We start from the raw sequence: 14,632 nt of genomic DNA, 5'->3' as shown, positions 1-14,632 counted from the left end.
GCCGAGGAGAGCCGGTCACCGCTCGCTAGGAGACGTTCAACGCTGGAAAGAGCAAAAGATCAGCTGCAAAAAGCGGAACTGAAGTCATAATGCAAGAACTGGATGCCAAAACAAATTCAGATAGAATGTGATGTTCTCTTGATCGCCCAATATTGTCATCCCGGACTTGTTTCGGGATCTAGGTTCTGATCCTCTCGGTGGAGGACGGCGGACCGTTGACTTGCACACGGTTTTCATCACCATACAGCGGCTCTTAGATTCGAGATCCTGAGCAGAAACACGAGGATGACCCTGAACGGGAGCACGAAACACAGGCATCTGTTGCAGGTTATACGGGATGATAAAGTTAAGAAGTAGGTACGAGCTGCTGGGGATAAAAAGTCTTCTTTTTTTCACGCTATTCCCCTTGGTCACGTCATTCTGAGATGATCCTGCTCAGAATCTGGGCCGTTTCTTGAAGCGTGGTTGGGGGTAGCGGGTACGTGGTAGGAAAGAGCAAAGGAACTGGTCCATCGTCGAACGGTTCTCCGTTCTCCGGAAAGAGCATGTTCTTGGTTCCGAAGGGAGGATCTGTTCTTCGTGCTTGGCCAAGATCAAAAACGAAAAGCACGATGCTGAATCAAATTCAAACGGAATCCCATACGGTGAACCGTGAACTGGGACGCGTTGAAGAACCGTTCTTTGACAATTGTTTTGTTCTTGCACTTACAACTTGGAATAGGAAAACTTGCAACTGCTCTTTCGAAGGACGGGTCCATGATCTGGGACGATGTACGAAGGACGGCTCTTTGCAGCGAACAGCGGGTTGTGGCTAAGCGCACAGTGGTTCTGAGAGCAGGATTCTGAACCAAGTTCAGAATGACGAGATTTTCCGCATTCGAAGTTACCTTACGCTGTCACTGAATTCATTTCAGGATCATGGGTCTTGAAAAGCACGGGTCCATGATCTGGGACGATGTACGAAGGACGGCTCTTTGCAGCGCTCAGCGGATATTGTGGCCCTCGAAGCGGAACTGGGCTCGCCAAAGCGAGACTGGCCACCAAAGGTGACTGGCCTGCGAAGCAGACTGGTTTTTAAAATCTTACCCGCGAAGCGGTCATTGCGACCGCCGATGATTTTCGGCGCCTTGCGTTTAGTGTTTTATGGTAGCATGACTTCCGGCGATGTTATTCGCCGCATCACTTCAGCTCTCGCCAGTCTGCTGATTTCGGAGGACGGCGTACCGTCGGCGGTTGACCTGATAAGGCTTTCTGCAAAGCAGCCTAACTTTCTAAGGAGTCGAGGATAATCTGCTTCAGCAAAAAGTGTAATTTGTGCTCTTTTCGATCGCCTACCCATAGCTGCGAACACGATACGTTTTCAAAGAGATATTCTTCTATGTTCTTCAAACATGCAGAGGTCCTCTACGTAAACGACGCCGTTTTCGTCTGCAGCTAACTGAGCTTTTTCACTATAAATGCCTTTTTGAAGCCAGACTGCTTTGGCGCCTAGTTCTATTGCCTTCAAGGCGATGGACTCGGCCTCTTCAGAGGGTCTGAAGATTTCAACCACTTCAAGTTCTATCCCATCTGCCACAACGGCTTCGAGGTCCGGGTAGACTTTTAGGCCGCTGTACTCTTCCATACTTGGGTTGACAGGTACTATCCGATATCCCATTTCAATTAGATAGATCGGGACATAATTGGCGGCCTTTTCGGGACTCTTCGAGAAACCAACGACAACTACTGTCTTGAAAGTCTCTAGGATCTTCTTTGCGTTCTCTTTGTAGATCAAAGAACAACACCTCCAAGTATTATCAATGCTATTCCCAGAAATAGTGAGAACCAGAAGAACCAGTTTCCAAACCTGGTGTAAAGTGTAGTTTTGACCGTGGGAAGATACTGGAATTCGCCAATAACATAATCTGCATTCAACTCCTTAGAGGTCGGCAGACGCTTGACGATTCGCCCATAGGGGTCGATTATTGCAGATATTCCTGTGTTGGATACCTGAATGACGTATCTTCTATTTTCAATCGCTCTTGCAATACTTTTTGAGAGATGCTGATTCAGAGCAGTTGAAATATCGAACCAGCCATCATTTGTCGCCGTCACGATCACATTTGCGCCGTTCAGAGTAAGCCCTCTGGCGACGTTACTGTATAGCGAATCAAAGCAGATTTGAGCTCCAATGCGATGTTCGTCGACCGAGAAGATCGTAAACTCTTCTCCGGCATCAAAATAATCAAGGAATTTTAGGAAACTGAATACACCAAATACTTTGGGCCAAGGAAGAGACTCTACGAACGGGGTAAGCTGGATCTTTGCATAGTATTTATCGGAGAAGCCCTCTGCAGTAACAAATCTCACCTGATTGTAGTTGTGATCGTTGTAGGTGGGGAAACCGATCAGAATCTTCAGATTTCTTTCCTGAGCAATCTGCTGCAGCTGGGTTCCGGTTGAGTTTCTTCTTATGTCGCTCATGAAGGTTGCCTCCGGCAAAATCACGACGGAGCCCTCCGGAATCTCTCTGAGTGCTCGTGATACGACTGCCAGAGTTTCATCCGGTGGCTGGTAGTACTTCATCTGCATCGATATGTTTGTCTGCAGAGCATAGAGAGTGCTTTCATATTTGCTTGAGGAATGGGGGATCGGAACTAAGGCCGTGATAGCCGCATTAACTAGGGCTACGATTGCCACTGAAACGACAATAAGAATTGCTCTGTCTCTTGTTCTGTTCACGAAGAGATAGGAAAGACAATGATTTACGAAAACAATAATGAATACTAGAAGGAGAGGCCCACCAATAGTAAGTAACTGAGAGATTCCTTGCTGCCCATTTAGAAGCGCATCAGAGAGTCTTCCGTTAGTGAAGCCGAGCGGGCCGATCTCTCTCAGATATTCTGTAACCGTAAAGAATGAAGCGGCAAAAAGAGCTAGAATAACCGGGTATCTGTCGAAGAATCTCTGATACAAACCATAAACTAGACCAAATACTAGAAAGGGAACGGCCATTACAATTCCCATCAAGAAGAAGACGACGACCCCTATGAAATTGGGAAATGAATTCAGTACTTCGGGAACGTTCACTGTCAACACTGGGAGCTGCCAGTAATGGGTTAGAAGAAGGTATACAAAGCCCCAGACGAAGGCTCTCAAAGCCCCCTTTAGGGGTGATACATCTTTCATTGCCATGAATAAAGGGATCAGGGCGACCCATATCAAGTACCCCCAAAGCATTCCCGGCATGGCCAGTGCAGTGAGAGCTGCCGAAACAAGAACTAGGACCACTAAAGTTCACCCCTGGTTCGGAGGATTCTTTCAATTGCTTCTGCCACACCTCCGCTGTTGTTGTCTCTAACTGTGACAAAACTCGCGTGTTTTTTGACACCAAGTGGACCATTAGCCATTACGATCGGCAAAGCCACTTTCTTCAATATCTCCAAATCGTTGTAGTTATCACCTATGTGAGCTACACTATCCCAGTCTAGATTGAGATAATCGAGTATGTGCCTAAGACCTTTCTCTTTTCCAACGCCCGGTCCAAAGAACTCGTAGAATGCGTGATCTTCAAGGGAATCGTTCTTCACTACAGTGACGTTTTGGAGATGGGAATTCGACTCAAGAATAAGGTCCTTGATCAAGGATTCTTTGCCTTCTACAGCGATTTCTGGAATTCCGTCGTTTGAGATTCTCTTTAGCGGATTCTCTTCAAATACCATGCGGTACTTGTTATGTCTGTAGTACTCTCTGTAAGGGGAATCGTAAGGCCCAACGGTAGAGATATCGGGAAGTGTGAAGAAGTCAAAGAAGACCAGAGTATTCAGGCTCTTTTCTGTTGCTCTTTTGTATATCATCCTTGCCTTGCTGGGATCGAGGACAGACCTTGAAATCACCTTGATCTCTTCTCCATGGCCGAAAGTTACCAGAGCGCCGTTCTGATACGAGACAGGGACATCGATTCCAAGCTGCTCAACGTACTCATGGCCTGAAACGTAGCTTCTTCCTGTGGATATTGAAACCGCAATTCCCATTTCGAGAGCGCGGCGTATAGCATTTTCATTTTCCTGAGAGATTTTCTTCTCATCATTTAGAAGAGTACCGTCGAGATCAATAACTATGAGCCGAATCATCTTCCAACCTCCAGCAATCTATTACCTGAAAAGTCTCGAGCCTGTTGTTTTTTGACTTCACCCACCTGGCATGGATCGGAAATGCAAACTCCGGCGCCAGCCTTCCGTTAAGGACCCATTCTCTCGCTTCGGGACTGTTGAACAATCCCGGATTGGCAATGATCTTGAGCACCATGGGACCCTCTACCCATCTAACTTCATCGATCGAATCAAGCGACTCCAGAGAAGCCGCGATCCTGCCTCTCTTTCTTTCCGATGGAAGGGGACTGACATTTATCAGTGCAACGTTCCTAGAGAGCGGACCGATTATCTTTACGTTTGCCAGAGTATGTGAGAAACCATCTAATTCATCGAGCAAAATCTCATTTGAAATCGCAACCGAATATCCGTGATAGGAAGGTTTGGCCATAATTTTCAACAGGTGTTTCAACTTGCAGCCTTCCCTCACGGGTGCCTCGCCAATCTTCGGGACCTCGATATCAAGATAAGAAAGCGCTTCTTCTATCTCAGCCTTGGTCCAATTTCTCAAAGGCGCGTAAAAACCATCCTTGATCACAATTCCAGTCTTTCCCCAGGTGTCCGACTGGTTGGCCCCGGTCGCAACCAGGCCAAGAACTCCAGATCTGACAGCCGGCAGCTTGGCCAATCTGGTACATCTATTGCATGAAGGGCCACGCTTCCAAACGTTCTCTTGAGCTTCATAGCCCGGTGTAAACTCAAGTCTTAGGTCCAGCCTTTCTGCCAGGGATGCAACAATTTCTAGTCCTCTACTGTATGAGTAAGGGCCGAAACAAACGTTTATCAATTTGACTCGATCACGTCCAAGGGCTTTCGAAGCCAAGTAGGCAACCAAAGTTGAATCAAGGCCTCCCGAAAAAGCCACCGTGAGTCGTTCCCCGCCGGCCAGTTCTCTGATCTCATCTATCGTGTTGTTTATGGAATTCTCTATCTGTTCAGTCATCTTTTCAAGTATAACGCAAAGAAGGCGGCGAATGCCGCCTTCGATGTTAACTCGATTCTATCGGAGAAGGTCGCGTTTCTTCTTTACAAGGAAAGATGCTACGTTAATGCCCTTCGTTCCGCGGCCAAAGCCAGCGTCCATTCCGCAGGAAACTGCAAGGTCATTCGTTATTTGTGTTCCTCCTGAAATAATTATTACCTTGTCCCTTACACCTTTTTCAACAGCTAGTTGCGCAATCTTCGTCATATTGTCTACATGTACTTCGTTGTGAGTTATTATCGTCGAAACCAGAATCGCATCTGCTCCAGTCTCGATAGCAGCATCTATAAACTTCTCCGGAGGAATGCTCGTTCCCAAGTATGTGTATTTGAAGCCGAACTTTTCGATTCCCCCGTGTTTGATGTCGAGAATCTCCCTTATACCTACAGAATGCTCATCGTTTCCAACGGTCCCCGCCACGACTCTCATGGGATGTTCATCAATGAAGGCGGTAATCTCCTCTTCACTTAATAGATCGGGCTTTTGCGGCAGCTGCAAGGAATCTCTCTCGATCTTGAATGGGACTCTCGCCTTGAGTTCCAGATATGTGCCTTCTACGGGGTGTAGGATCGTCTTGCTTATGACGGAGGCATCTGTGAAGCCCATCCTTTTTGCGATTTCAATTGCGGCCGCCTCTGAGTGTTCGGGATCATCTGGAATGGTCATGTCGAGTTGAACCCATCCGTCACCCCACCATTCCACTTCAGGCGATATCAGGCCCTTTTCCCTGTCCTCGAGCTGCTGTGTGATCCTGAGATTCACATTGTCTGATTCATCTAGTTCGTCTATATACTTAATTTTCGCCCTGTCGTGGAGAGTGCAGCCGCCAATAGGCTCGTCTGGAGAGGATAAGCCTTCGGGAATTCTGTTGTAGCCGAAGTGTTCACAGACAGGAGCGAAGTAATCGGCATCCCTTGGGATTACGGTGCCTGCGCCTATACCTCCGTCTTTTGGTCTTGCTATCCCATCTCCATTTCGTTCCGGGTAAAGACCATTATCGACGAAGAAGCCCTTCTCCGCAGCTTCGAAGTATCCGCCGACTTCCAGTATCTCTTCCATCATAAGAATCGCCCGCATCTTCAGCTCTCGAATGCTTGGCCTTACAACTTCTTCATTTACCTTGAGCAAATCCTTGATTCCATCCAGGGCAACAAGTGTATGTTTTGCTGTTTCTACCCCTCTGATCGAATTAACATGCCAGGGAACATTTCTGCCTTCGTCGGGAGTTATCGTCGACTGGATGTCGGCTTTGGTCAATCTTGATATTAGGGTATCTAGAACATGTATTCTGGTTGCGTCGACGAGATCGGATTCGATGTATCTCGTGTTCATCTGCGCTCTGAACCTGTACTCTTTGAATAATTCGCGAACAGTTAGCGCATATATGAAGTTCAGCTTGAACTCAGGAGCCGGAGAAACGACGGGTGGAACTGTGGAGAGGGATATCAAATCCTTTTTCATTCCGGCCTTGACAGAGAACACACAGTTAATCGCGTGCTGGACGAGGAGTTCAGGCATAACCTTCCATGCTCTTTTAGCAGAGGCGTTAGCGTTATGGGCGCCGTCGATCTGCAGCATGTCGACGCTTGCCATAATCTTCTTCGCCACAGCCGCATCGACAAAGGAGCGAAGTGGATTTATTCCCCTGTATAGAATGTTGTACTGAGGATCCTGGTGTGCTCCGTTTACTCCCTCCTCTGCGAAGAGAACGGCAATTTCCGGACCGGCCACTCCGCTTACATATGAATGGAAGTTTATAGGTCTTCCAACTTCCTCCTCAATAATGTCAAGAGCCTTACGTGTGGCTCTAAGCTGCTTTCTCGTTATTGGAATACCACCGATCCCCTCGGGGGTTCCCTCTATTAGGCCGTCTATGTGACTCTGGCCGAGAGTCCTTATTACCATTATATGATCGGCCCCATGCCATGCGGCCATTCTCATTCTCCTTACATCGTCTTCGAATCTTCCAGAAGCTATCTCCGAGGTTATAACGGGATCGGGCTGAGGATCTATGTTATCAAAGTAGTGAGAAGCGGGAAGACCCACGCTGTTCTTCAGAGGTTCGGAGATCTCGTCGTAGTAGAAGCCATCGACCTTCGTGCCTTCGGGAAGTTTCTTTCTCCAGGTCCAGCCCTTTCTCTTGGGTACATAGTGTTCGAGATCCTTTAGAATCTCTTCCACTCTCAGCTTTTCATTAACGGGCAGCATTACGATCGCCTCCCCTGAAGTTAGAAACGAGAGCTTCCCATCCCTTTCCGACAGCTAGTTCTTCAACCGCCTTTTCCAGGGTCAGTGAATTCATCTTCGCGTAGGTTAGAACGATATTTCCGGCGCCCTTCCCGAGCAAACCGTGTTCGACGGCCTTCGTGACTATTGATCCAGCCTGCAAACTATCAAACCCCATTCTAAGAAGCACAGAGCGTTCGATTGAAGGGCTTGTATTAGCCTTCGCAAGATCTATCAAGGGTTCAACAATCTTATCAGCTAGCTCCCAGAATCTTCTGTCGAGCTCCTCGTCGGTTAGATTCTTAAGATGCACACTCCGCTTCTCGAAATCATCACTTCTCTGAATCGACATCATCACTTACCTCCTTAACCAGTTCCCGAACCTTTGTCACAGGTATCTTCAGCTCTTCAGAGAGAAACTCGAAATCGCTATCGATCAGCGTTACTCCCTGTTTCATGAGTTGCTTGATATAAGACCTTCTGAGATCGTCCATATTCACTTCTTTGTAAGCAATCTGCGAGTAGCTTTCGGGAATTGCGATTCTCTTGCCAGGTGAATCCATCTTGATCGGGTCTCCCCTGACTATCTCTATTCCATTGTCTCTCGCGAATGTAAGCTGTGCGCTCGGGAGCTTCCCGGCGCCTGTATACTCGGTCTCCTGGACCACTATGGTCTTGTCTTCGGGCAATTCTCTTGCGAGAGCTATTGCCGCAGTCAGACTGGTGTTGCCAGCCGGTCCCCGTTGTAATCCCTCCAGCCTGGCCAGCATTTCGGTAACGTAGAAGACCTCTCCTTGAGTGACCAGAAGATATCTATCCATATATCTCAGTGCTCGTGCAGCGTTTCGGGGAACATCGGATCTATCGGGGAGAACGGCAAAGGGTATGCCGAAACCGGTATGGCCCGTTGTGAAAGACTTCCTGTTGAAATCCCTGTTGCTAGCCATGTGAAGGCCCGAAAGATCGACGCTAACACCGATAACCTTTGTCTGATCTGCACCGGCTTTGATAAGGCCTCTGGCCGTCCCGGTCAAATTTCCACCGCCCGCATGCGTCGCGAGAACGAAGTCGGGATTTCTTCCGATAAGTGTATTTGACTGTTCTACTATCTCGTATCCGAGAGATTCTATGCCTGCAATTGCGTATGGTGTGTACAGTGAAGCGTTGAAATAGCCGGTCTCTTCAAGAAGCAAAAGAAAGTAATAGAAGAGCTCCGGGCCAACAGTCAGTTGAGCCACTTCCGCTCCGTAAGCTTCACAGGCACGAGCCTTCTCAAGTATCTCAGGCTGACCCTTTCCCCTGCTGTCGTAACACTCCTGAACAACTATGCACTTCAGGGCTCTCTTCATCGACTGAGATGCAACGGCTGCGCCATAGTTGCCGCTCGTTGCAGCGATGACTCCTTTATATCCAAGCTCCTTGGCCCGTGAAACACTTATGGAGGCCCGTCGGTCTTTAAAACTGCCTGAAGGATTCGTCGCTTCATCCTTGAGAAAGATCCTTGCGCCATAGCCGGACTTACTCATCGACCTGACCAATCTTGTGATGTTCTTCAACTCTATCAGGGGAGTGTTTCCCACTCCGGTTTCCGATTGAATCCTTCTGATGGAAGCGATCGGATGCGATGTATCCTTCATTAGCCTCTCGTAATCAAAGGCGATTCCGTCCAGTTCGTATCTGTCGTAATCGACTCCCACAGTTGCCTTCATTATCTCTTTTCTTCTTGCCATAACGGCTTCGTAAGATCTATCTTTCATCGTTATCGCCACCGGTAAGCCATCTTGTCAACTCGTTTCCCGCTTCGGACAGTTCTGGAATGTAATCACCGAAGTTATGTTCGTGAGCCGGCTCAACAGTCTCAAGCTTTCCCGACACTTTTCTCCCTGAAGCCGTTTCTACCGTTACCATCTCACCTACTTCGGACTTTTCCTCCAAGAGAAAGCCTTTAACCCTTAGTTCGAGAGGGACTTCTTTCGTGTCCTCGGGAACCGAGGGCGCTCTTTCACCCGCAGCAAGGATTATTCGACGAATCTGCACCCACTGTCCCTTAATTACACTCATACTTAGATCTCCTTGATCTCGTTAAGCAAGCACCTGGGAATCGAGAGTTCACTCATCTCCAGAAGTCCCGGACCTGCCTCAATTACGGCAGGAATCATGTTCGTGGCAAGGGCGATCGTTCCCTTTCCGCCCGGAATTTCAGGCTTTATTGATAGGTGAATGTCTGGTTCGCCAAATATGTCAATATAGTCTCCCGTGTCGACCCCTTCCTTTTCGGGAAGGATCTGCTGAGGATGAATCAGCTCTATCATCAACTTGTCTCCGCAGTAACCCCGGCCTATATGCCTGCATCCGGCCACCATTCCAGGCAAGACATGCGCAACGCTCGTCCTTCGTTCGGTTTTCGAGATGATCGGTTCTCGACTCTCCTCTATTCTGTCGATATCCCATCCCAGTGCGTTGCCGATCATTGCTATTGACTGTTGAAAGCCTATGTGCCCTACAATCTCTCCGGTTTCTATTCCCTTCTTGAACTCCTCTGGCGAGGTTCCGACTCCCTGGGTTCTCATCACGGTCCTACCGAAGGGCGAGAGGTCGTTAATCCTTCTCGCTTCGATTCTGTCAACCTTCAAGCATGCGCCCGTCATGGCGATTATTAGAAGGTCAAGTACGAATCCTGGGTTGATTCCTGTTCCCAGAATCGATACACCATAGCGCCATGCAATGTTCTCAAGCACCTCCGACTCTTCGGGATGCGAGAAAAATGGGAAAGCCATCTCTTCTGCTATCGTAAGAATGTCCACGTGGTGTCTGGCCACGGTTTCAATCTTCGTTAGAACTTCTTCGACGAAGGAATTTGTAGCAATAACCACAATGTCCGGTCTCGTTTCGGATACAGCCTTCTCCACATCTGAATAGATCTGCCGCCCAGTCTTTTCTCCGCCAAGATACTCTCCCAGGTCTCGGCCGATCTTCTGTGGATCCTTTTCAACGGCGCCAACAAGCCTGAGGCCCTCCTTCTGAGAAAGATTTCTTGCCACGCCACTACCCATGGCGCCCAGGCCCCATACCAAAACCCTGTAAGCCATAAATAAACCTCCATTCTGAACTCTAGATTATTCAATTCAATACTATCATCGGAAGAAAAGCGAAGCTATTTGAGCAAAATGCGGCTATTCGTGAAAAAACCCGTTTAAACACACCTTGCGTGAGTATGTTTGAGTATGCGTAAGTATGGATAAGATAACTAGAAGTGAGAATGACTCAGTACTCTATGGCGACTCTCTTGATCTCTTCGAGTGAAGTTATTCCGTCTATTACCTTCTGAACGCCGTCATTGTAAAGCGTTCTCATGCCACCGGATATTGCGGCGGCTGCGATCTCCCTTTCGGAAGCGTTTTCGCCTATAAGCTGTCTCAGCTTATTATCGACTACAAGTATCTCGCTGATACTGGTTCTTCCCCTGTATCCCATTCCGCGACACTCGGGGCAGCCGTTGCCGGGGATGTACTCACTGAAATCATCGCGATTGGGATAAAGCATCGAAGCTATCTTCCTTACTTCCTCTCTCACGGGAATCTTAACCTTGCAGTTGTTGCAGAGCTTACGGACCAGTCGCTGGCCCATGACTCCAATCAGGGATGTGCCAAGAAGAAATGGGTCGACACCCATATTGACAAGACGGGCCACGGCACCTGCTGCGCTGTTCGTATGAATCGTTGAAAAGACCAGATGGCCGGTAAGTGAAGCCTCAATTGCCAGTTGGGCCGTCTCCCTGTCACGAATCTCTCCGACCATTATTATGTCGGGGTCCTGACGGAGAAATGATCTTAGGTATCTGGCAAAGGTCAATCCTATGTCTGTGTTTACCTGACACTGAGAGATTCCCTCAATGGTATATTCAACGGGGTCTTCGGCTGTAAGTACGTTTACTTTGTCGGAAGTAACCTGGTTTAGAACGGCAACGAGAGTGGTCGATTTTCCGCTACCCGTGGGACCGGATACCAGAATGATGCCGTATGGAGAAGTAATGATGCTTTCAAAACGCTGTCGGTTGTACTCCGAAAGGCCAAGGTCCTCGAGCTGTTTCTTCGCATTCGAGACACGGAGAATTCTCATGACGACCTTCTCACCGAAAATCGTCGGCATCGTCGAGACCCTCATGTCGAACTGCTCATTGCCACGGCGGATGTAGAACTTTCCGTCCTGCGGCATTCTCTTCTCAGAGATGTCTAGGTTACTCATAACCTTGATTCTAGAGACAACAGAATTATGTGCCTTTCTAGGATAGCTCAGTATCTTTCTCAGAACCCCGTCGACCCTCATCCTCGCTACGGCCATCTTTTCATAAGGTTCGAGATGGATGTCACTGGCGTCGCTTCTTATACCGTTATCGAGAAGTGAGTTTATGAATTTCGCGACCGGTGTGTCATCCGTTTCGTCGACCTTTTGCTCGTCGAGATCGACTTCTGAGTGCTGGTCTATGCTAAAGGTATTGTCGATTATCTCACTCGAAGCAGATTCTTCGTATGACGACCTGTAGAGAGCGTCGAACATCGGGGGAGGTACGAGAAGAGTGCTAATCTTGTTCCCGGTAAGGAATGAAAGCTCTCTGTCTATCTGGGGAACCTTCAGAACATCGGTCGTTACAACTCTCAGAAGACCATTTTCTGGAAGATACTCTATAGGTATCACATTCAGCCTGTCGGCGACAGGCTTGGGAATCATCCTGAGAACTTCTGGAGAAAGCATGTTAGGTAGATCTTCCAGTACCTTCAGGCCGTACTGCTTCGAAAGCGAATCGTAGATGTCCTCCCAGGAGATTACTCCCATCCCAACGAGGACTTCTCCGATCGGCTTATTTACTTTTTTCTGCAGAGAAACAGCCTGCTGGAGAGTATCTTCGCTTATCAAACCCTGGTCTATTAAAAGCTCTCCGAGTCTCTTGTAGACTCTCAACAATTACTCCTCCTCGCTAAGATCCAATCCAAACCTATAAATTGCAGGGATATCGGAAGCATCGCCCATCAGTTCACCTTCGTCGAGTTCCAGACCAGCCGCAATTAAAGTTATATCCAGTTCATCATCATTCATGTCGGGGTCGACAATAAGGCCGAGTTTCACATCGGCATCTTCGCTGCAGTTCTGTCTAACAATCGCCGCGGCGATATTCATTTCTCTAAGAGTTATATTCTTTGCAGAGACGTTCAGGATTATACCGGTTGCGTTATCTATGGGCTTTTCGAGAAGTCTGCTCTCAAGAGCTCTTCTTGCTGCTTCTTCGGCCCGTCTCTCACCCGAGCCGACTCCGATCCCTAGCATGGCCGTACCTGCATTTCTCAGAACTGATTCGACATCGGCGAAGTCAAGGTTGATGTAGCCACGTTTAGTTATTAACTCAGAGATACCCTTGATTCCGTGATGAAGCGTCTCGTCGGCCTTCGCAAATGCATCGACAATGGAAGTGTTTGGTGGTAGTTCCTGTAGTAACTTATTATTCGAGATTCGAATCAAAGTATCTACGGAATTCTTCAGCCTTCTGAGGCCCTCGTGTGCAGTCTTTAAACGGGTATTTCCTTCGAAGAAGAAGGGAGTTGTGACCACTGCAACCGTCAGAATTCCCATTTCTCTTGCGATAGAGGCTACTATCGGGGCTGCACCTGTACCGGTGCCTCCGCCCATTCCTGCGGTAATAAATAAAAGGTCTGTGTCTTCAAGGAACGTACCAATCTCATCTACCGATTCTTCTGCAGCTCTCTCACCGACATTGGGGTTACCGCCGGCTCCCAGACCCCTTGTCAACTCCGTACCGAGCTGGATCTTCAGGTCGGCTTTATTGCTTTCAAGGACCTGGACATCAGTATTGGCAGCAATAAATGTGACACCGTGAATGCCTTCGGATATCATCCTGTTGACTGCATTACCACCGGCTCCGCCCACACCGATTACTTTTATGGAAGGCAATCTAATTTGTGTGTTTTTTTTGCCTGTGTCAATCTCAAAGCTCATCATCTACACCTCCAAAGAAGAGGGATCTAATAAAAGATGCAAAACCTTTCTTGGGTCTCTCTACCACACTTTCCACCGCTTCTCCCTGAATCTCTTCTGGGGAGACCAGATTGCCCAAACACGAACTGAATATGGGATCATTAGCAACATCGTGACTATTCTCAATTCGCCTGTTAAAGCTCGTTTCGTACGTACCGATTCTCACGGGCATCTTAAGAGACTCGACTCCCACATCCGTTAACCCCCTGAGCTTAGATCCACCGCCTGTGAAGACCACTCCTCCCGGTATTCTCTCTTCTGAATACTCGGGATTGTTTATTACGAAGAGTTGAATCTCTTTGCGAATCTTATTCAGGAGTTCTTTAACCCTTGCATAGATGACTGTTGAGAGTCTTCTGACGGAGACATTCTTCCTTGTCCTCTCGTCCAGTCCAAAATACTCTACCACATCTTCAGCATCGGGCGGGAACATGCTGCAGTGGCCGTAATTCACGAGCAGTCTTTCGGCCTCGTCGACAGAAGTACCCAGGACTCTAGCGATGTCGAGAACGATATGTCGAATTCCAAGAGGAATTCTCGAAATGTATACGGGAAGGTTTTCTCTGTAGATTACCATTTCCGAGAAACTATGGCCAAGAACTACGCTGACCACACCGTGCTGCTTCTCGGTATCCGTGAGTACGGCCTCGGAGGCGGAGATAAGCGCAGGAGAGATGAAGAAGTCACCTCTGCCAAAAAGCTCTTCGAAGAGCCTCCGGAATATCTCTACTGATTTGCCTTCGCTGGAAACGAAGACCATCTCGACATTGAGTTTCTTCGCGTACATCTCAACCGGGTTGAAAACGACTTTGTCATCGTCGAGAATGTATTTGCGAATGTAACTCCTGTGTATGTTGGTGTTCCCGGTCTTCATTTTCTCGGCCTTGAGTCTGCTCATCAAACCGACAATTGTCTGTTCCTTTACCATCACCTGTTTATCTTCAGACAGGACTTCTTCGATATTTTGAGAGAATACCGAGTAATCACCATCCGTAAAACTTATCTTGAAGTCCGCTTCAACGTCCTTCTTTCCCATTTGACCCGTAAGATCTTCGATCAACTTCTGAATAGACTGTTTAAGAGCGACAGCATCTTTCACTTCGCCCTTGTCGAGTCCAACAGTCTTAACGCTTCCATAGGCTTCAAGAGTCATCTCACCTGTCTGTTCTCTACTTACCACCACACCTTTTAGGGTGTTCGTGCCAACATCGAGAGAAACTGTATAATCCTTTCCCCTGGCCATCAA

The 14,632-nt window shown here is 48.0% G+C and carries 12 protein-coding genes; all 12 read right to left on the bottom strand.

Going from position 1 to position 14,632, the window contains the following annotated elements; genetic code table 11:
- Positions 1 to 1,360: 1,360 nt before the first annotated feature.
- On the bottom strand, positions 1,361 to 1,774 hold the full coding sequence (locus Y696_RS06555) for a CoA-binding protein (RefSeq protein ID WP_006486599.1): 414 nt from the start codon (positions 1,772 to 1,774) through the stop codon (positions 1,361 to 1,363).
- A complete protein-coding gene (gene lnt / locus Y696_RS06550; RefSeq protein WP_121510019.1) occupies positions 1,771 to 3,270 on the bottom strand; it encodes an apolipoprotein N-acyltransferase in 1,500 nt (499 codons plus the stop codon). Before lnt ends, Y696_RS06555 begins: the two co-directional genes overlap by 4 nt.
- A complete protein-coding gene (locus tag Y696_RS06545; RefSeq protein WP_006486596.1) occupies positions 3,270 to 4,112 on the bottom strand; it encodes a Cof-type HAD-IIB family hydrolase in 843 nt (280 codons plus the stop codon). The genes lnt and Y696_RS06545 overlap by 1 nt, the downstream gene beginning before the upstream one ends.
- A complete protein-coding gene (locus Y696_RS06540; protein WP_006486594.1) occupies positions 4,090 to 5,073 on the bottom strand; it encodes a phosphoadenosine phosphosulfate reductase in 984 nt (327 codons plus the stop codon). Before Y696_RS06540 ends, Y696_RS06545 begins: the two co-directional genes overlap by 23 nt.
- Positions 5,074 to 5,130: 57 nt before the next feature.
- On the bottom strand, positions 5,131 to 7,320 hold the full coding sequence (gene oraE / locus Y696_RS06535) for a D-ornithine 4,5-aminomutase subunit OraE (protein WP_006486592.1): 2,190 nt from the start codon (positions 7,318 to 7,320) through the stop codon (positions 5,131 to 5,133).
- On the bottom strand, positions 7,307 to 7,693 hold the full coding sequence (locus Y696_RS06530) for an ornithine aminomutase subunit alpha (RefSeq protein ID WP_121510017.1): 387 nt from the start codon (positions 7,691 to 7,693) through the stop codon (positions 7,307 to 7,309). The genes oraE and Y696_RS06530 overlap by 14 nt, the downstream gene beginning before the upstream one ends.
- Positions 7,671 to 9,095, bottom strand: a complete 1,425-nt coding sequence (gene ortB, locus Y696_RS06525; protein ID WP_121510016.1) for a 2-amino-4-oxopentanoate thiolase subunit OrtB — start codon at positions 9,093 to 9,095, stop codon at positions 7,671 to 7,673. Before ortB ends, Y696_RS06530 begins: the two co-directional genes overlap by 23 nt.
- Positions 9,085 to 9,399: a 2-amino-4-oxopentanoate thiolase subunit OrtA gene (gene ortA, locus Y696_RS06520; RefSeq protein ID WP_121510015.1), complete on the bottom strand. Its 315-nt coding sequence runs from the start codon at positions 9,397 to 9,399 to the stop codon at positions 9,085 to 9,087. The genes ortB and ortA overlap by 11 nt, the downstream gene beginning before the upstream one ends.
- Before the next feature lie 2 nt (positions 9,400 to 9,401).
- Entirely contained in the window at positions 9,402 to 10,427 is a 1,026-nt protein-coding gene (ord, locus tag Y696_RS06515) for a 2,4-diaminopentanoate dehydrogenase (RefSeq protein WP_121510014.1), read from the bottom strand.
- A 175-nt stretch (positions 10,428 to 10,602) separates the two neighbouring features.
- Entirely contained in the window at positions 10,603 to 12,300 is a 1,698-nt protein-coding gene (locus Y696_RS06510; protein ID WP_014730919.1) for a GspE/PulE family protein, read from the bottom strand.
- On the bottom strand, positions 12,301 to 13,347 hold the full coding sequence (ftsZ, locus tag Y696_RS06505) for a cell division protein FtsZ (RefSeq protein ID WP_041928104.1): 1,047 nt from the start codon (positions 13,345 to 13,347) through the stop codon (positions 12,301 to 12,303). It abuts the gene before it with no gap.
- Positions 13,337 to 14,629 carry a cell division protein FtsA gene (gene ftsA / locus Y696_RS06500; RefSeq protein WP_014730917.1) on the bottom strand — a complete coding sequence of 431 codons (1,293 nt, stop codon included), beginning with the start codon at positions 14,627 to 14,629 and terminating at the stop codon, positions 13,337 to 13,339. The genes ftsZ and ftsA overlap by 11 nt, the downstream gene beginning before the upstream one ends.
- Positions 14,630 to 14,632 lie beyond the last annotated feature (3 nt).

The sequence above is a fragment of the Mesotoga sp. H07pep.5.4 genome, assembly GCF_003664935.1.
Lineage (GTDB): Bacteria > Thermotogota > Thermotogae > Petrotogales > Kosmotogaceae > Mesotoga > Mesotoga prima.
Note: the sequence above shows the minus strand (reverse complement) of the source record. Positions and strands in the feature narration are given on the sequence as shown.